At 38.3% G+C, this 18847-nt stretch carries 20 protein-coding genes; 4 read left to right on the forward strand and 16 right to left on the reverse strand.

Annotated elements, in window-relative coordinates; all coding sequences use genetic code 11:
• Window positions 1-18: 18 nt before the first annotated feature.
• From rlmD to epmB, 5 genes are all read right to left on the reverse strand, one after another.
• Complete coding sequence (gene rlmD / locus C3V42_RS02000) at window positions 19-1335, reverse strand: 23S rRNA (uracil(1939)-C(5))-methyltransferase RlmD (protein ID WP_106013469.1); 1317 nt, start codon at window positions 1333-1335, stop codon at window positions 19-21.
• The gene (gene recO, locus C3V42_RS02005; RefSeq protein WP_106013470.1) at window positions 1335-2045 is read right to left on the reverse strand and encodes a DNA repair protein RecO; all 711 of its coding nucleotides are present in this window, start codon (window positions 2043-2045) and stop codon (window positions 1335-1337) included. The genes rlmD and recO overlap by 1 nt, the downstream gene beginning before the upstream one ends.
• 2 nt (window positions 2046-2047) lie before the next feature.
• Window positions 2048-2452, reverse strand: a complete 405-nt coding sequence (locus C3V42_RS02010) for an Opacity-associated protein OapB (RefSeq protein WP_106013471.1) — start codon at window positions 2450-2452, stop codon at window positions 2048-2050.
• A gap of 47 nt (window positions 2453-2499) precedes the next feature.
• Window positions 2500-3858, reverse strand: coding sequence for an opacity-associated protein OapA (oapA, locus tag C3V42_RS02015; RefSeq protein ID WP_106013472.1), 1359 nt, complete (start codon window positions 3856-3858; stop codon window positions 2500-2502).
• 84 nt (window positions 3859-3942) lie between these two features.
• Entirely contained in the window at window positions 3943-4959 is a 1017-nt protein-coding gene (gene epmB, locus C3V42_RS02020; RefSeq protein ID WP_106013473.1) for an EF-P beta-lysylation protein EpmB, read from the reverse strand.
• Window positions 4960-4996: 37 nt separating this feature from the next.
• On the opposite strand from epmB, the gene efp reads away from it, so the two are divergent.
• On the forward strand, window positions 4997-5563 hold the full coding sequence (gene efp / locus C3V42_RS02025; protein ID WP_005635150.1) for an elongation factor P: 567 nt from the start codon (window positions 4997-4999) through the stop codon (window positions 5561-5563).
• Window positions 5564-5682: 119 nt separating this feature from the next.
• On the opposite strand, the gene secF is transcribed toward efp, so the two are convergent.
• From secF to queA, 7 genes are all read right to left on the reverse strand, one after another.
• On the reverse strand, window positions 5683-6657 hold the full coding sequence (gene secF, locus C3V42_RS02030) for a protein translocase subunit SecF (protein WP_005634414.1): 975 nt from the start codon (window positions 6655-6657) through the stop codon (window positions 5683-5685).
• Window positions 6658-6667: 10 nt separating this feature from the next.
• Window positions 6668-8518, reverse strand: a complete 1851-nt coding sequence (secD, locus tag C3V42_RS02035; protein ID WP_106013474.1) for a protein translocase subunit SecD — start codon at window positions 8516-8518, stop codon at window positions 6668-6670.
• A gap of 69 nt (window positions 8519-8587) precedes the next feature.
• Window positions 8588-8881 carry a preprotein translocase subunit YajC gene (yajC, locus tag C3V42_RS02040; RefSeq protein ID WP_005631054.1) on the reverse strand — a complete coding sequence of 98 codons (294 nt, stop codon included), beginning with the start codon at window positions 8879-8881 and terminating at the stop codon, window positions 8588-8590.
• 109 nt (window positions 8882-8990) lie between these two features.
• Complete coding sequence (locus C3V42_RS02045; protein ID WP_106013475.1) at window positions 8991-9212, reverse strand: sulfurtransferase TusA family protein; 222 nt, start codon at window positions 9210-9212, stop codon at window positions 8991-8993.
• Window positions 9209-9727, reverse strand: a complete 519-nt coding sequence (locus C3V42_RS02050) for a hemerythrin domain-containing protein (RefSeq protein WP_106013476.1) — start codon at window positions 9725-9727, stop codon at window positions 9209-9211. The genes C3V42_RS02045 and C3V42_RS02050 overlap by 4 nt, the downstream gene beginning before the upstream one ends.
• Window positions 9728-9790: 63 nt before the next feature.
• A complete protein-coding gene (gene tgt, locus C3V42_RS02055; protein WP_106013477.1) occupies window positions 9791-10939 on the reverse strand; it encodes a tRNA guanosine(34) transglycosylase Tgt in 1149 nt (382 codons plus the stop codon).
• 344 nt (window positions 10940-11283) lie between these two features.
• Window positions 11284-12375, reverse strand: a complete 1092-nt coding sequence (gene queA, locus C3V42_RS02060; protein WP_106013478.1) for a tRNA preQ1(34) S-adenosylmethionine ribosyltransferase-isomerase QueA — start codon at window positions 12373-12375, stop codon at window positions 11284-11286.
• A 273-nt stretch (window positions 12376-12648) separates the two neighbouring features.
• Between queA and smpB the strand changes: the two genes are divergently transcribed.
• Window positions 12649-13131, forward strand: coding sequence for an SsrA-binding protein SmpB (gene smpB / locus C3V42_RS02065; protein ID WP_106013479.1), 483 nt, complete (start codon window positions 12649-12651; stop codon window positions 13129-13131).
• 48 nt (window positions 13132-13179) lie between these two features.
• Here smpB and C3V42_RS02070 read toward each other — a convergent pair whose 3' ends face one another.
• Window positions 13180-13965 carry an outer membrane protein assembly factor BamD gene (locus tag C3V42_RS02070; protein ID WP_065264480.1) on the reverse strand — a complete coding sequence of 262 codons (786 nt, stop codon included), beginning with the start codon at window positions 13963-13965 and terminating at the stop codon, window positions 13180-13182.
• 109 nt (window positions 13966-14074) lie between these two features.
• Here C3V42_RS02070 and rluD point away from each other — a divergent pair, with 109 nt between their 5' ends.
• The gene (rluD, locus tag C3V42_RS02075) at window positions 14075-15049 is read left to right on the forward strand and encodes a 23S rRNA pseudouridine(1911/1915/1917) synthase RluD (RefSeq protein ID WP_106013480.1); all 975 of its coding nucleotides are present in this window, start codon (window positions 14075-14077) and stop codon (window positions 15047-15049) included.
• Between the two features lie 3 nt (window positions 15050-15052).
• Entirely contained in the window at window positions 15053-15787 is a 735-nt protein-coding gene (pgeF, locus tag C3V42_RS02080) for a peptidoglycan editing factor PgeF (protein ID WP_106013481.1), read from the forward strand.
• A gap of 55 nt (window positions 15788-15842) precedes the next feature.
• Here the strand turns inward: pgeF and C3V42_RS02085 are convergent, their stop codons facing one another.
• The 3 genes from C3V42_RS02085 to menA all read right to left on the reverse strand — a co-directional run bounded on the left by C3V42_RS02085 (window position 15843) and on the right by menA (window position 18843).
• Complete coding sequence (locus C3V42_RS02085; RefSeq protein ID WP_106013482.1) at window positions 15843-17228, reverse strand: DASS family sodium-coupled anion symporter; 1386 nt, start codon at window positions 17226-17228, stop codon at window positions 15843-15845.
• A gap of 154 nt (window positions 17229-17382) precedes the next feature.
• A complete protein-coding gene (gene rraA, locus C3V42_RS02090; protein WP_106013483.1) occupies window positions 17383-17880 on the reverse strand; it encodes a ribonuclease E activity regulator RraA in 498 nt (165 codons plus the stop codon).
• 51 nt (window positions 17881-17931) lie between these two features.
• Complete coding sequence (menA, locus tag C3V42_RS02095) at window positions 17932-18843, reverse strand: 1,4-dihydroxy-2-naphthoate octaprenyltransferase (RefSeq protein WP_106013484.1); 912 nt, start codon at window positions 18841-18843, stop codon at window positions 17932-17934.
• Window positions 18844-18847: the final 4 nt, after the last annotated feature.

Below are 18847 nucleotides of genomic sequence, written 5' to 3' on the forward strand. Positions count from 1 at the left end.
TTGTACCGAATAACCGAGTTATTTTGTAGTGAATAACGTTATTGATTCCAAATGCCCCGTATGAGGGAACATATCTATCACCGCACTTTTTTCAATCTTGTAGCCAAAATCACGTAAAATTTCCGCATCACGCACTAATGTTGCAGGATTACAAGACACATATAAAATTTTCTCTGCTTTCAACTCGCACAACGCATTTAACGCGAAAGCTGCGCCACTGCGGGGAGGATCAAGCACAATTTTATTAAACGACTGACGTGCCCAAGGTTGTTCAACAAAAGATTGGTCAAGATCGGCTTGGAAAAATTCAATATTCTTGATTTGGTTTCTTGCAGCATTTTGCGCCGCTTTTTGTACCATTTCAAAAACGCCTTCAATTCCTACCGCACTTTTTACTCGTTTGGCGAGAGGAAGCGTAAAATTTCCCATGCCACAAAATAAATCTAGCACATAATCCCGTTGGTTCAATTCAAGCCAATCCAAGGCTGTATTGACCATACGTTCATTTAATACACGATTTACTTGAATAAAATCACGAATATCAAAATGTAATTTTATGCCATCAGAAAATTGATAATAAGGTGCATCGCCATAGCTTTGTTCAATACCTTCATCGCTTTGTAAAAACAGCATTAACTTTTCTTGTTCAGCAAATTTGAGCAATAAAGTGCGGTCAATTTCCGCAAGGTTTTTGGTGTAACGTAACAACATTGCGACACCATTATCGGCCACCACAAGTTCAATATGCCCAAGCTGTCTCGGTGCTGAAAATTTTTCTAAAAGTGCGGTTAATTTAGGCAGTAAATAATTAATTGCAGGTTCTGCCACTTCGCAAGATTGAACAGTAATTAAATCGTTGGTATTTTTCTGACGAAAGCCCATCTCAATTTGTTTTGTGCTTGGATTAAACCATAAACTCAAACGTACACGACGACGATATGCCCAAGCATCGCCACAAATCATAGGTTGAAATGAAATCGGCTCTGACTGTAATTTACTTAATCGTTTAAACAATGCGGATTCTTTCGCTTTTCTCTGCATTTCAATAGGAATATGTTGTCCTTGACAACCACCACAACGCATAAAATGAGCACATTTTGGTGCTAAACGTTCAGGGCTTTTTACTCGCCATTTTTTTGCCGTAGCATGCCCATATTGGCGTTTATCCTCCAGAATACGACATTCCACTTTTTCGTGCGGTAGGGCATTTTCAATAAACCAAGTTTTACCATTAATTTTCGCCACGCCTAAACCTTGATAATCTAAATCAAGAATATCAGCCGTAATAGTTTGAACATTTTTTGTTTTTTGCTTTGGGGTATAAAGAAGAACCATTATTTTAGAAGTAAAATATTTTGAGTGAATAATTCTCGGCTTTTTAATGGTTTATCGCCAAGATAAGGTTTCAGTGCAATACGAGTAAAACGTTTTGCTGCTTGACGTACCGCCTCATCAGAAAAATCTAGGGCTTCAAAGGCTAACAAATCTCTGCCATAAAAGGTGAGATTATCTTTCACTAAGGACGCGATAAAACCTTTTTCCTCACGATAACGATATGTCATTGAGAAATCGACTGGCTCGCCAGACCCTGCACAATGCAGAAAATCCACGCCGTAACCGAGAATTTGTAAAAGTTGAAATTCAAAAAGGCGCAACGTTGGCTCAACGTTGGTTTCAGTTGCCAAGCCCGTTAAGCATTTTAAATAATGTTGAAACAGCGAAGGATTCGGCGTTTCAGGCTCAATGACACGAGTCAATAACTCATTCACATAAAAACCGCTATAAAGCGCGGTTTGTTGTAAAGGAAGTGTAATTGCGGCGGGTTCAGCTTTAGTGAGGGTTTTCAATGAGCTTTTTCCCGTCCAACGCAACAATAAAGGTGTGAAAGGCTGCAAAACCGACTTCCAAGATGAACGCTTTGCTCGTGCACCCTTGGCGATCACGGTTAGGCGACCACTTTCTTCAGTAAACAAATCCACTAAAAGACTCGTTTCACTATAAGGGCGACGATGAAGAATAAAGCCACGTTGGAGTTCGGTTTGCACAATTAATTACCGGATAAACGCTCTACGGGTTGTAACACACATTGTTCCGCTAAAACTTCACCTAAATTAGTTTTTAGCACACTGAAATCCTCGCGCTCTTGCCACGTCCAACGAATATTGCCGTAATTTTTACCGCGCTCAGAAATCATTAATGTCAATTTTTCTGACATAGAATTGAAAGTCACCGTAATGTGATGCAATGATTTTTTACGTTTTTTTTGAGTGGAATGAACAACACGAACTTGCTTGTCATCTTTACACAAATAAACTTTCGCCTCACCTTTTTGCAAAGCTTTATCTACTTTTTCCACCTGCATCTTTTGCGGCTCTGGCTTCTTTGGTAAATCACTTTGAGCACAACCGACCAAGCAAAGTGCGGTTAAAATTAGAAACGTTTTTTTAAACATAACATCCTACTTGAAAAAGAAAAATGGGCGATTGCTCGCCCTAAAAATTATTTTTTATATTCATAAGAACCATCAGACTGACGAACAAATCGCGTACCATTAGATAAACGCATTTCATTTACTCGCCCTTGGCTATTCACAGATACCGCAACTTTATCACCTGGTTTAAAGCTACTTAAAACATTGCCCGCACCCGCTGCTTTACTCATTGCATTAACATCCGAAATATTAAGTTGATTGTCACGGAATACTTGCATAAGAGAAACGCCTTTAGGCACAGTTAATGTTTTCGCCGATGCAGTTGGTACAGCTGCTTTCGTTGCAGGTTTTGCATCAACAATTTGAACTTTAGCTTCTTTTTTAACTTGAATCGGTTTTGCTTCAACAATTGGTGCTTTTCCTGCTGTTTTAGCGGCGGTTTGTTCAGTTGCTTTTGCTGGCACATGTGCTTTTTCCGCAACTTTCACTTCTTTTTTCGCAATATCTTTATGCGCAACTTGTTGTTCTACTACTTTTTTCACCGGTTGAACTGGCGCTACAACAGTTGGCGCTTTTGGCTGTTCCACTTGAGCTTGAGTTTGTAGTTGCTCAGATTGAGCTGCTTGCATAGGCTTAGCTGAAGCTGAATCCATTGTATTTGAGGTTTGAGCTGGAGCTTGAGCCATATTTTGTGACGCAGCCATGTTTTGTGACGCAGCTACATTTTCTGCAGGTTGATTTTGAGCGGTTACACTATTAGCCGATTCATCTGCTTTTGGCGCATTTTCAGGTTGGTTAGCTTGCTCTGCAGCCATCTGATTTTGTGCAGGAGGAGTATCTAAAATCGTGGTTTCAACTGGTTGATTTTGATCTAAAGATTGGAACTGCACAGGGATTTCATTGCTGTTAGATTGAGTGAAAGACTCAACGGTGTCAGAACTTGGTTTTAATGCAAAGAAAATAATTAATAAAATGACCAACGCCAAAATAGCCATAAATAAACGGCGATGTTTTGCAGGTAATACTTGCAACACTTTCCATTTTTCTGGTTGGCTTAAAGTACGTTTTTCCGCTTGCTCAACAGTTTCTGTGGCAATCGTTTCAGTTTTAATTTCTTCTTCAACAGCAGATATTATCTCTTCTGAAGATACAGTCTGAATAACTGGCTCTTGTTCTGTCCTCAATGTTTCGCTAGAAATAAAAGGCGAGCTTTCTTGAGCAGGTGTATGCCCAAAAGTGGGTTCTTTACGCTCATGAAAATTTGTTTCTACATTATCTTTTTTTGCAAATAAACCTTTTGCTTTATCAAAAATTGACTCGCTAGGTTGCACCACTTTCTTTGGTGTAATTGGTTCAACTTGATTAAGACCTAAATCTAATTCATCTTGAGATGATTGTTCATTTTGATTTTTATTCATAGAATCCACTGGATTACTCCTGATACTTGTTGTTATTCATGTTAATTAGCCGCGGAAGTGCGGCGAAAAAATTACGCGATATTTTATCGGATCTTATTCCGCGTATAAAGTTTTATTTGGTTTGCCAGCAATTTCTCGTGCGAGTTTGGGAACAAGATAGCCAGATGTAAGAGATTGTAAGGTTTTGTAAATTTGCATAGCCTCTATATCGCTAATCAGAAAATGGCTCGCTCCTTGCACTTTATCTAGCAAATGCAAGTAATAAGGCAAAATTCCTGTTTGAAAAAGTTTATCACTCAATATTTTTAGAATTTTCGCGTCATCATTCACGCCTTTTAGCAAAACGGATTGATTCAAAAGCGTGACATTCACGGCTTTTAATTTTTGCATCGCATGAGCAAAAATTTGATCAATTTCATTTGAGTGATTAATGTGTGTCACCATAACAGTTTGCAAACGACTTTCTGCTAATAAAGTGCAGAATTCATCAGTAATCCGTTGCGGAATCACAACAGGCAAACGGGTGTGAATACGCAAACGTTGTAAGTGCGGTATGTTTTCCAAATGTTTTATTAACCACGCTAACTCATGATCTTTCGCCATTAAAGGATCACCGCCTGAAAAAATCACTTCTTCAATTTCAGGATGCACCGCAATGTAATCTAATGCCAGTTGCCAGCTTTTTTTATTTCCTGGGTTTTCATCGTAAGGAAAATGTCGGCGGAAGCAATAACGACAATTCACCGCACAACCGCCCTTCGCCATAAAGAGCAAGCGGTTTTGATATTTATGAAGGATATTTGGCACGGCATTGGCATTTTTTTCTTCTAAGGGATCCGTACTAAATCCTTCGGCTTGTACAAACTCTAGATCTGAGCACATCACTTGCAAGAAAAGGGGATCTTGCGGATTACCTTTTTCTATTTTATCAATGAAAGGTTGTGGTACGCGAAGCGAAAAAAGTTTCCGCGCAGCAATAGATTGCTCAAAATCATCTTCTGGTAAATTTAAGGCTTTTAGCAATAATTTAGGATCTGAAATCGCATTTTTTAGAATTGTGAGCCAATTTTGTTCTTCTCTAATGACGTGTTCTTGGGTTAAAATACGCACTTTTCAAACCATCTCTAATTTTTAGGATATTAAAAATATGGCTACATATACTACCAGTGATTTCAAACCAGGTCTAAAATTTATGCAAGACGGTGAACCTTGCGTAATCGTTGAAAATGAATTCGTAAAACCAGGTAAAGGTCAAGCTTTCACCCGTACTCGTATTCGTAAATTAATTTCAGGCAAAGTATTAGACGTAAACTTCAAATCTGGTACTTCGGTTGAAGCTGCTGATGTTATGGATCTTAACTTAACTTATTCATACAAAGACGATGCATTTTGGTATTTCATGCACCCAGAAACATTTGAACAATACTCTGCTGATGCAAAAGCTGTAGGTGATGCAGAAAAATGGTTATTAGACCAAGCAGATTGTATCGTGACTTTATGGAATGGTGCGCCAATTACTGTTACTCCACCAAACTTTGTTGAATTAGAAATCGTCGATACAGATCCAGGTCTTAAAGGCGATACAGCAGGTACTGGCGGTAAACCAGCAACATTAAGCACCGGCGCAGTAGTAAAAGTACCTCTTTTCGTTCAAATAGGTGAAGTAATCAAAGTCGATACTCGTTCTGGCGAATACGTATCTCGTGTAAAATAATATTTTACTGTTAAACGAAGGTAAGCTATTTTCGCTGCTATTCAAAGCAAAAAATCTAAATAAAAAATAGCCCCAGACAATTATAGTCTGGGGCTTACTTTTAGTTGATTATCAAGAAATCACGGTAATTCATCAATTTCCTTATCTACTTTAGGCGGGATCATATGTTCTCGGCGTAATCCAACATCGTATGCAATTGCGATTGCAATAAAGATTGAAGAATATGTACCAAATCCAATCCCCACAAGTAACGCTAAAGAGAAGTTATGAATTGATGGACCACCAAAAAAGAACAATGCAATAACAACAATTAATGTTGTCGCAGAGGTCATGATGGTTCTTGATAAAGTTTGCGTTAAAGAAACATCAATAATATCAATCGTATCTAGACGTCTTATTTTTCTGAAGTTTTCACGCACACGGTCAAAGACCACGATACTATCGTTAATAGAATAACCCACAACAGACAAAATCGCTGCAACGAAGGTTAAATCAATTTCGATTTGTAACGCTGAAAACACACCCAGAGTAATAATTACGTCATGCGCAAGGGATGCAATACCGCCGAAACCTAAACGCCATTCAAAACGAGAACCTACATAAACTAGCATCATCGCTAATGTTGCTAATGTCGCATACACCGCGCCTTGAGCCAATTCTTCCCCTACGTTTGGTCCAACGAATTCAACACTACGAATCTTAATGCCAGAATCTACTTCTTGGAGCATTCCTTTTACGCGATCGCCAATGCCTGAATCATTATCCGTGGCTGGTAAACGAATCATAACATCTTGAACAGAACCCGTCGTCTGCACAATTGGGCTTTCAATACCATTTTCATGGAGCTTACCACGGATTTTTTCTAAGTCTGCAGATTGTGAAAAATGGGTATCAAAAACAACCCCACCAGTAAAATCCAAGCCCCAGTTAAAGCCTTTTGATACGATAAAAAATAGCGAAACGGCCATTAAAAGTGCGGAAAAAACATAGCCCCATTTACGCATTTTCATAAATTCGGTCAATGGGAACGGGAGTTTAATCCCATTGATTTCACGGATAAAATGTCCGTCTTTATCTTTTGCAAAAATTTTCATCGTTCCCTACCTAAATTGATAATTTCTTAAGTTGTTTGCCGCCATAAAGTGCATTAACTAATGCGCGTGTTCCTGTAATTGCAGTAAACATTGAAATTGCCACACCAAGTGAAAGCGTAATCGCAAATCCTTGAATTGGGCCTGTCCCCACAGCATACAAGATAATTGCGGTTAAAATTGTCGTTAAATTCGCATCAAAAATAGAGGTAAACGCCCCGTTATAACCTTCGTTGATTGCTTGTTGAATTGGACGACCATTACGAATTTCTTCTTTAATACGTTCAAAAATCAATACGTTTGCATCCACCGACATACCTAAGGTTAATACGATACCGGCAATCCCCGGCATGGAAAGTGTCGCACCAGGTAAAATAGACATTAAACCCACTAACAACACAATATTAATGACCAAAGCAAAACTTGCGATAATACCGAACATTTTGTAGTAGAACAGCATAAAGACAATTACAGCGATGAGTCCCCAGAAACTCGCATTAATCCCTTGTTCCACATTTTGAGCCCCTAAAGATGGGCCAATGGTACGTTCTTCAACAATTTGAATTGGTGCAATTAATGCGCCAGATTTCAATAAGGTAGAAAGATTGTGCGCTTCCGCAATGCTATCAACACCAGTAATTTGGAAATTAGAACTGAAACGACCTTGGATCGTCGCCACATTAATGACTTCCTCATGTTTTTCTAGAATGGTTTTACCATTTTCATCTTTTTTGCCGTTATCTTTATATTCAACATAAAGCGTCGCCATTGGTTTCTTGTAATATTTTTTGGTAGTTTGAGACATAATCTCACCACCTTCACCATCCAAGGTTACACTCACTTGAGGGGTGCTTGAATGCTGATCTAAACCAGAACTTGAATTAATAATATGCTCACCACCTAATACCGCGCGTTTAAATAATACGACAGGATGACCTTGTCGATCATATTTAACTTCCGAATCAGCTGGCAACATATTACGAGAAATTGCATCGGCCGTAACATTTTGATTTACGATACGAAACTCAAGCGTTGCAGTTGCCCCTAAAATTTCTTTTGCGCGAGCAGTATCTTGAACACCTGGTAATTCAATCACAATACGTTCAGCACCTTGACGTTGAATAACCGCCTCAGATACCCCTAATTCAGCAACACGTTTACGTAAAATCGTTAAGTTTTGCTCAATTGCTAAGTCGCGTGCTTCATTTAATGCTGAAGTAGAAAGACCTAAATTAATACTATCGTTATCCAACTCTGTTATATCTAAGGTTGGATGCAACTGATGAATAATACGTTCCGCTTTAGATCGTTGACTTGCATCGGCCAATGTGACAGAAGTACCAAAATGCTCAGTATTTTTAATTGCCGTATATTGAATTTTTTCTTTGCGAAGTTCGTTACGTAAACTGTCTTGTAATTGCTCTTGGCGTTTTACAAGTGCAGCATTCATATCAACTTCCATCAAAAAACGAACCCCACCGCGTAAGTCTAATCCCCATTTCATTGGGTTAGCACCAAACATGCTTAACCAAGCTGGAGTGGCTGGAGCAAGATTTAATGCAGTGGTGTAATTATTGCCAAGACGTTCAGCAATTTTATCTTTAGCGAGGAGTTGATCATCGGTATTAGTGAAACGAGCTAGAATTGAGCCGTTCTCAAGCACGACAGATTTAGTTGGAAGATTATTGGTTTTAAGCACATCTTGAACTTGTCCAAGCACGCTAGTATTCGCTTCTTGACCGCGCGTACCGGAAATTTGCACCGCAGGATCTTCACCATAAATATTTGGAAGAGAATATAAAATCCCGATGGCCACAATAAAAATAACCATCAAATTCTTCCATAATGGATAACGGTTTAACATAGTTTTCCTTTTCTTTTCTAACGCACAGAGCCACAATTCGTGGCTCTGGAAAATAATTTAACGTTACTCTTAAAGTGATTTTAATGAACCTTTAGGAAGAACGCTCACAATGTAATTACGATTAATCGTAATTTCTGTCGTGTCGTTTAACGCAATCACGATGCTATCGCTACCTTCAGTTACTTTAGTAATTTTGCCGATTAAACCACCAGCAGTTAAAACTTCAGTACCTTTTGCAAGCTCAGACATCAATTTTTTATGTTCTTTATTGCGTTTAGCTTGCGGGCGATAAATCATAAAGTAAAAAATTAAACCAAAAATCACGAAAATAAATAACGTGGACATCGGGTTTTGTGCTTCCATTGTATGTTTTCCTTGTTAATTTAAGTTAAAAATTGCGCTTAAAATACCATAAATTGGCTCATTGGGAAAGGTGAACCACACCCAATCTCCTACGTTATGGCGATTAATTTTATTTTTTCAAGATAACGATAAATTCTTTTTCAGAAACGTAATATTGCTCGACCAAAGCAACAGAATTTTCCTCTGCAAAAATAGAAAAATTTTCCACCGCACTTTCAAGGTTTAAGATCAACATTAGCTCATCATTTTTATCCAAATTTTTTAAGGCTTTTTTAGCACTTAAAAGAGGAATTGGACACCGAAGTGCGGTTAAATTGAGCTGATATTTCATTCTTTAACTTGACGACGAGCACTCATGCTCTTGCCCATTTCAGCCAAAATATCCGCACTTAAGCATTCACGCCCCATTTCAAATAACGGTTCTTCTAACGCAATATGACGCTCATAACCTTGAACAAAGCTTTCAATTAAATGTTCATCAATATTTTGACGTTGTTCAGAAATAAGCTCTTCTAACTGCGCAGATAGTGCATTCCAATTTTCATGCAAATATTCGTGCTGTTGTTCTAATTCATCAATGGAGCTTTGTGCTTGCGGAGCCACTTTGACTAATTGAGGGAAAAAATCTAATTCCTCATCCTCATGATGTAGGGGAGCGGCACGATTGAAATAAGTTAAAATTTGCTCAACATCATTTAATACAGCCTGAGTATATCCGTGTTTTTCTAGATAATCAGGTAAAATGCTTAACTGGCGACAAAAACGTTTTACCTTACTATGACAGGCATAAAGCATTTCAATAGGCTCATTCCATGTGGCGAATTGTTGAGGTTCAAGAATTTGCATAAGGTTTCCTTTGTTAAAAAGTGCGGTCAAAAAACATTTCATTTTTTACCGCACTTTTATCAATTATGATTTATCCGCTAATTGTAATGGGGGAACAGGTTTGCCCATGCGAGCATAGAATTCCACCACAAAATCATCAAAACGATCTTCTTCGATAGCTTGACGAATTTCCGCCATTAAACGTTGATAATAGCGTAAATTGTGAATGGTATTTAAGCGTGCACCTAAAATTTCACCGCACTTATCTAAATGATATAAATAGGCCTTGGTATAGTTTTTACAGGTGTAGCAATCACATTCAGGATCTAATGGGCTCGTATCATCGCGATATTTTGCATTACGAATTTTAACAATACCGTCAGTCACGAATAAATGACCATTACGTGCATTACGGGTTGGCATTACGCAGTCAAACATATCAATACCACGACGTACGCCTTCTACTAGGTCCTCCGGTTTACCTACGCCCATTAAATAACGAGGTTTGTCAGCCGGGATTTGTGGGCAGATATATTCTAAAATGCGGTGCATGTCTTCTTTTGGTTCGCCTACCGCTAAGCCGCCCACCGCATAACCGTCAAAGCCAATATTCACTAAGCCTTCTAATGATACTTTGCGTAATTCTTCAAACACGCCACCTTGGATAATACCGAATAGAGCATTTTTATTGCCTAATTCATCAAAGCGATCACGGCTACGTTTTGCCCAACGAAGAGACATTTCCATGGATTTTTTCGCATAATCGAAAGTCGCTGGATAAGGCGTACATTCATCGAAAATCATCACAATGTCAGAACCCAAATCATATTGAATTTCCATGGATTTTTCAGGCGAAAGGAAAATACGCTCACCATTAATTGGGTTTTGGAATTTCACGCCTTCTTCGGTGATTTTACGTAATTTACCTAAACTAAATACTTGGAAACCGCCACTGTCTGTCAAAATCGGGCGATGCCATTGCATAAAGTCGTGCAAATCACCGTGTTTACGCATGACTTCTTGTCCTGGTCGAAGCCATAAATGGAATGTGTTACCCAGTAAAATTTCTGCACCTGTCGCACGCACTTCTTCTGGCGTCATGCCTTTCACGGTGCCATAAGTACCCACTGGCATAAACGCAGGGGTTTCTACACTGAACGTGCCTTGTGGACGTTCAAATACCAAGCGACCACGACGAGCATTGCCGCTTGTTTTATCTAATTCATACTTCATTTTTGCTCCAACGAATAAACAGTTCGAAGATTTTTTTGAACAAAAAAGCCTGTTAAAAAATACAGGCTTTGTGCTATCATATTTCCAATGCTCTTTGAGCAGAGGCGGATCTGCTAAAATCAGTCCGCCAGTATGCACCTGACGGGCTGTTTGAGTAGATCCTTCATTTGTAATCAAATTGAGGATAAAAACTATGATTAATCTCATTATTAAACTAATCATTGTTATTCTACTTTGCCTACTATTGAAAGGTAGCACTGGCTAGGTAGATTCTCCGACAAGGGATGGTTACCGCCATCTCTTGTTCTTTATTGTAGGTGCTGACTAATTACAAGTCAAATAACTTATTCCAATCCTCTCACATTAGAATTTTTATTAATAAACATCGCATCGCCATAACTAAAAAAACGATATTTTTCTTGCACTGCATGCTTATACGCATTCATTGTATTTTTATAACCAGCAAAAGCTGAAACTAACATAATCAATGTGCTTTCAGGTAAGTGGAAATTAGTAATTAAACAATCCACCACTCGGAATTTTTTTCCTGGATAAATAAAAATAGAGGTATCAGAAAAATAAGGCTCAATTAAATCTGGATTGCCAAATTCTTCCGCAGAAAGCGCCGCACTTTCAATAGAACGAACAGAAGTGGTTCCTACTGCAATAACACGTTTACCCGCTTTTTTTGTTGCAATAATAGCATTACAAACTTCTTGAGAAACTTCTACGTATTCTGCATGCATCACATGATCTTCAATATTTTCGACACGAACAGGCTGGAATGTTCCTGCGCCCACATGCAATGTGACAAATTCAAAATTGACACCTTTCTTTTTAAGTTTTTCAAGCAAGGGAGCATCAAAGTGTAAGCCTGCTGTTGGTGCAGCTACAGCTCCCGGTACTTTACTATAAACGGTTTGATAACATTCTTGATCAGCTTCTTCATCTGGACGGTCGATATAAGGCGGCAATGGCATGTGTCCAATGGCTTGCAACACATCTAAAAGAGCGGTTGATTTATCACTTAATTCCACTTCAAACAATGCACCATGGCGCGCTGTCATTACCGCTTCAATTCCATTATTTTCGCCTAATTTATCTTCACCTAAAAATAATTCAGTTCCTTCTTTTGGTGATTTTGATGAACGAATATGCGCTAAGAAACGATGCTCATCTAACATGCGTTCAACTAAAACTTCAATTTTTCCACCGCTGGCTTTACGCCCAAACATTCTTGCAGGAATGACGCGAGTATTATTGAAAATCAATAAATCGCCTTCATCAATTAAATCCAATACATCTGAAAAAGTGCGGTCAATTACCGCGCCATTTTCTCCATTCAAATGTAATAAACGGCAAGATGATCTATCCTCTTTTGGATAACGAGCAATAAGTTCATCAGGTAAATCGAAATTAAAATCTGAAACACGCATAATCATATGGATAAAATAAAATGATGGTTAAGTCTAGTTTGAATTCAATATGAACTCAAGAAAAAATCAAATTAAGAGAATTTTATCCCCCTCATTGTATACTGTTAATTTAAGATTTGTTTCTTTCGAGAGAGAATAGCTAAATATCTTATGATAGCCTTACATTAGCCATCAATGAGCATTCAAAATGTTAATAAACTATACCGACACGATCTTTTTGCTATCAAAAAAGATATCCTATAGAATGCCGAAATCAAGATAAGGTAAAAGACAATGACAAAGAAAAAAATAAACCCCGGATCAAATACTATTGCGTTGAATAAACGAGCACGACACGATTATTTTATTGAAGATGAGATTGAAGCAGGCCTTGAACTACAAGGCTGGGAAGTAAAATCAATGCGTGCAGGCAAGGCAAATATTAGTGATAGCTATGTAATTTTCAAAAATGGAGAAGCTTTTTTATTTGGTGCCAGCATCCAGCCTCTAAATGTTGCCTCAACTCACATTGTTTGCGATCCTACACGAACACGTAAATTATTACTCAATAAGCGAGAACTTGCCTCACTATTTGGTAAAGCTAATCGTGACGGATTCACTATTGTGGCGCTATCTCTTTATTGGAAAAGTGCTTGGGCAAAAGTTAAAATTGGATTAGCAAAAGGGAAAAAACAACACGACAAACGCGATGATATTAAAGAGCGTGAGTGGAAAGTTACAAAAGATCGCATTATGAAAAATGCACATCGTGGATGATATGAAAAAAGCATAAAGCCCGAAATGATTCGGGCTTTATTGCATTGTTTATTTTACTTTAGGCAAGGTTAATTCAGGTTCTTTCGGCTTTTCTACTGCTTCAAAAGATTTACCTTTATTCGCATCAATAATTTGTTGAGTTTGATTTTCTAATGTAGTTAGCCCCATCTTATTGTAGGCTTCTTTCATTAAGAATAAACCTTCATAGGTTGCTTGCGCATCAGGATATTGTTTTAACATACCAACAACACGATTTGACACAGCTACCCAAGCATCTCGTTTAGCATAAAACTTTGCAATATCTAGTTCATGGCGAGCAAGGGCCGCTTTAATATAAGCCATACGAGCAAGCGCATCTTGTGTATAAGGACTATTTGGGAAATGCGTAACTAAACCTTGGAAATAATTAAATGCATTACGCATAGAAACCGTTTCACGTGTTGCGCGATCGATTCCAAAAAAATCTTGAATAAAATTATCGCTCATAGCCGAATATGCAAGACCTGTCATATAAATCACATAAGGTTGGTTTTGGCTTTGAGGGAACATACGAATAAAATCATTTCCCAACGTCTCAATATCCGTATAGTTTTGTGACTTATAATTTGCGTAAATCAAATCAATCATTGCTTGTTCTTGATAGATGCTGCCGGGGAAGCGCTCATTTGCAGCTTTTAAGTAGCGAATAGCTTCTGAATATCCACCTTCTTGCAACGCATTTGAACCTTTCGTATAAAGTTCACTCACCGATGCTTGTTCAACATCTTTTGAGCCTGAACACCCAACTACCAATGCTGCCATTGCCAATAAAGCTAAAGATTTCATTTTACGCATTGTTTTTTCCTTAATTTTTACGAAAACCGATAAATAAGATACAATTGCTAGCTATTGTATAGAACATTAATCAATAAGCCAACTTTTAAAAAAACTTTGAGAGCCTTTTATGCCATTAATAACCCTTTCAGCTGAAATACAGTCAGAACAAATAGGACAACGCTTAGACCAAACGCTTGCAGAATTGTTCCCAGAGTACTCTCGCTCCAGATTAAAAACTTGGATTGAAGCAGATCTCGTTAAACTTAACAATCAAATTGTCAATATTCCTCGAGAAAAAGTGCTGGGGGGAGAACACGTAGCAATTACCGTTGATATAGAAGATGAAACACGTTTTGAACCTGAAAATATCCCCTTGAATATTGTTTATGAAGATGATGATATTATAGTTATAAATAAACCCAAAGATCTTGTTGTTCATCCAGGCGCGGGGAATCCGAATGGAACTGTGCTCAATGCGCTACTCTATCATTATCCACCAATCGCAGAAGTGCCTCGTGCAGGGATTGTCCACCGCCTAGATAAAGACACGACCGGATTAATGGTCGTAGCTAAAACGATCCCCGCCCAAACCAAACTTGTGCGAGATCTACAAAAACGAAAAATCACACGCGAATATGAGGCGGTCGCATCAGGCATAATGACTAAAGGCGGTACTGTAGATCAACCAATGGCTCGCCATGCAACCAAACGTACATTAATGGCTGTTCACCCAATGGGAAAGCCTGCCGTTACCCATTATCGTATTATGGAAAATTTCCGTAATTACACTCGCTTACGCTTGCGACTAGAAACAGGTCGAACTCACCAAATTCGTGTACACATGGCACATATAGCCCACCCATTATTAGGTGATCAAACTTATGGTGGACGCCCTCGCCCACCTAAAAATTCTAGTGAAGCATTTATGTCTGTTTTACGTGATTTCAAACGTCAGGCTCTACATGCCGTAATGTTACGCCTCGCACATCCAATTACAGGGGAAATGATGGAATGGTATGCGCCTTTACCAGATGATTTTGTGAAACTACTCAACGCATTAAAAACAGATTATCTAGAACACCAAAATGAATTGGACTATTAATTAATGCGGATCATACAACCTAACTGGCCTGTTGCCGATACTATTCACGCCTTTACTACGACACGTGAAGGCGGTGTTAGTACTGCACCTTTTAATGATTTTAACCTTGGTGATCATGTCGGCGATGATAAAAGTGCGGTCAAAACTAACCGCGCTTTACTCGTAGAAAAATTTAACTTACCTCAAGAGCCTTTATTTCTCACTCAAACTCACAGTACACGCGTTATTCAACTCCCTTATTTGGACGATAATTTAGAAGCTGATGCCGTTTATACCAATGAACCCAATCAAGTCTGCACTATCATGACAGCAGATTGCTTGCCCGTATTATTTACAACAAAATCCGGAAATGAAGTAGCTGCAACTCATGCAGGATGGCGAGGCTTATGCGATGGCATATTAGAAGAAACAATAAAATATTTTCAAGCTAAACCTGAAGAGATCATGGCATGGTTTGGACCAGCTATCGGTCCAACAGCATTCCAAGTAGGAAACGATGTTGTAGAGCAATTTATCGCCATAGATCAAAAAGCGAAACTGGCATTTCAACCAGATAGGAGAGAAAAAGAAAAATTCCTTGGTAATCTTTACCAAATCGCTACACAACGATTAAACAACCTAGGTATTACTCAAATTTACGGTGGAGAACATTGTACCTTTAACGAAAAAGAATATTTCTTTTCTTATCGCCGAGATCATCAAACAGGACGAATGGCAAGTGTTATTTGGTTTGAATAAAAAAAAGAAAAGCATCTATTCATGCTTTTCTTTTTTAAAATTCTAAGCTTAGCTATTAATTCAACCAGAATAAATATCCCATTGTTGAAATTACAAGAATACATACTAGATTTAGAACAAAGCCAGCTTTTACCATTTCACTTTGTTTCACTTGACCAGAACCAAATACAATAGCATTTGGTGGCGTTGCGACAGGTAGCATGAAGGCACAAGATGCACCAAGACCAATAATTAATGCTAAACCAATTTCTGGCATACCCAATGATTGGGCGATAGAAATAAAGATTGGGACGAGCAACGCCGCACTTGCTGTGTTAGAGGTAAATTCAGTTAAGAAAATAATAAATGCTGCAACTAACAAGCCAATAAGATAGAAATGTTGTCCTTCAATCATAAAAACAATGCTATCTGCTAAAATTTTACTTGCTCCAGAATCCTTCAATACCGCACTTAATGTTAATCCACCACCGAAAAGCATTAATACGCCCCAGTCAGTACTTTCTTGAATTTGTTTCCAGCTTGCAATGCCCGTAGAACAAATCACAATAGCTGCTAATAAAGCGACGACACTATCGAAGCTTGCAATATTTTTCTGCAAACCAAGTAAGCCTGAAATCAGCGGATTAATTTGCCCACTAAATACCCAAGTTAAAGCAATCACAACAAAGATAACTAATGTTAATACACGCACTGAATTCATTTCAATGCTTTCAAAAGATTGCTCAAAATTAATATGAAGTTTTGGCTTAAAAATAATGTAAAGCGTACCAATCATCAGTGGTAGCAAAATAATCATTATCGGTAAACCGTACCATAACCAATCTGCAAAGGTTAAATGCAAGTTACTTGCTACAATCGCATTGGGTGGACTACCCACAAGGGTTCCCATACCTCCAATTGATGCACTATAAGCAATCCCTAACAAGACAAACACATAAGTACTATGTTCTTTCTCACGATCAAGTTGGCTTAAAATTCCCATTGCGAGAGGTAACATCATGGCTGCAGTTGCCGTGTTACTCATCCACATAGAGAGTAAAGCTGTAATCAAAAAGAGATAAATAATGGCAATAAATAAATTACCGCGCGCTAACGCCATAATCTTATTAGCAATCATTTTATCGAGTTTTTGAATGTGCAAGGCTGTAGCCAAAGAAAAGCCACCAAAGAATAAAAAGATTGTAGGATCAGCAAAAGCCACTAAAGCTTGCTTCGTACTCACTAAATCTAGCGCAATCGCCAATAATGGCACTAATAATGCGGTAACCGTAACATGTAATGCCTCAGTTAACCAAAGCACTGCGACAAAAGCCAATAAAGCTAAACCAGCACTAGCCTTTGGCTCATAAGGTAGCACTTTTAATAACACAAAAAACAGCACTATATCTAAAATAAAAATAATGCCATTTTTGTGATTTTTGAAAGATTTTATCTCACTCATAAAGGTTCTCCATGAAGGTTACTACTCAAAAGAGTTATAATGTTAAAGGAATGTTATTAACATGCAACAAGTAATATTCAAAAATGTGATCAAGTGCAATAAATTTTGATAAAAAAAGTGCGGTTATTTTTCACCGCACTTTTGCTCTTTCGTATTATTCGTCCGAATCATCTAAATCTAAGGGCTCTTGCGAAAGTATAATTCCTGTCAGATCTGCGTAAATATAATCTTCTGGGAAAAAGGTTACGCCCCCAAAGTTCACCGGAATATCGCTCTCACCAGCACTGCTTTCATCTGCACTGACTGGAATTGGCGCAAGGGCATGAATACCAATATCAAGGTTTTCTAATTGCTGAATTTGGCGTACTGCACCATATACAATAATGCCTTCCCAACCATTATCAACAGCAAGTTGAGCCAATTCCGCATCAATCAAACCTCGACGTACCGCACCACCGCCATCAATGACAAGCACTCGACCTTCTCCGTTTTCCTCTAATACTTCAGCAATTAATCCATTACTTTCAAAGCATTTTACCGTAGTGACTTTACCGTAAAAATTACTTACGCCACCAAAGCTTGAAAAAATTGGCTCCACTACATCCACTTGTTCTGCATAAAGATCGCAAAGTTCTGAAGTATCAATAAACATAACTTTCCCCTATCGATTGTTGAAATTTTGTTTGCTTTAGTATATGCCGATTTAGCCGATAAGCAAGCCTAAACTAAACAAGATATTGATTAATAACGAAATCATAGACATTTGAGCCAACATTGGACGCAATTCACTTGGTTGCTGACTGCGATAAACAAAGATCGCATGTTTAGCTAACAATGGCATTGCCAATACAAATAAATAATTTGTCCAAGAAATGGCCGTTGCCAAAGCAAATGCTAAATAACATAAAGCCGCCACACTTAATAAAATACAGTGGTAAACTCGCCCCTTATATGCACCTAAACGAACGGCTAGGGTATTTTTGCCAGCTTTCGCATCCTGTTCAATATCGCGTAAATTATTGATATTTAATACCGCACTTGCCAATAAGCCAGAACCAATAGCAGGTAAAATAATGTGGCTATCAATACTGTGAGTTTGCAAATAATAAGTGCCGCCAATGCCAAGCAAACCAAAAAATACTAATACAGAAATATCGCCCAATCCCATATAGCCATAAGGTTTTGCCCCAACAGTGTAAGTAATGGCCGCAACAATAGCTAAAATCCCAAGCCCAGCGAAAGCTAATAAATCCGAGAGGTTTTCATAAGCGATTCCAATCAAAAAACTTCCTGAAAGAAAACTGGCCACCACCATTAGAATTAATCCCCATTTCAGTTCTTTTGCTGAAATTGCGCCTTTTTGAATGCCACGTAATGGCCCAATACGTTCTTCAGTATCTGAACCTTTTTGATGATCCCCATAATCATTGGCAAAATTAGAAAGCACCTGTAATAAAATTGTCGTGAGTAAACAAAGTGCCATTACAAGCCCATTAAAACCTTGTGGATTCGCCCAATAACCTAATGCCGAACCAGTGAAAATCGATGCCAACGCTAAGGGCAAAGTTTTTGGTCGAGCCGTTTCCCACCACATTTTCAATTTTTCATTTGTCATTTTT

The organism is Haemophilus sp. oral taxon 036, from assembly GCF_002998595.1.
In the GTDB taxonomy this organism is placed as follows: Bacteria; Pseudomonadota; Gammaproteobacteria; order Enterobacterales; family Pasteurellaceae; genus Haemophilus; species Haemophilus haemolyticus_K.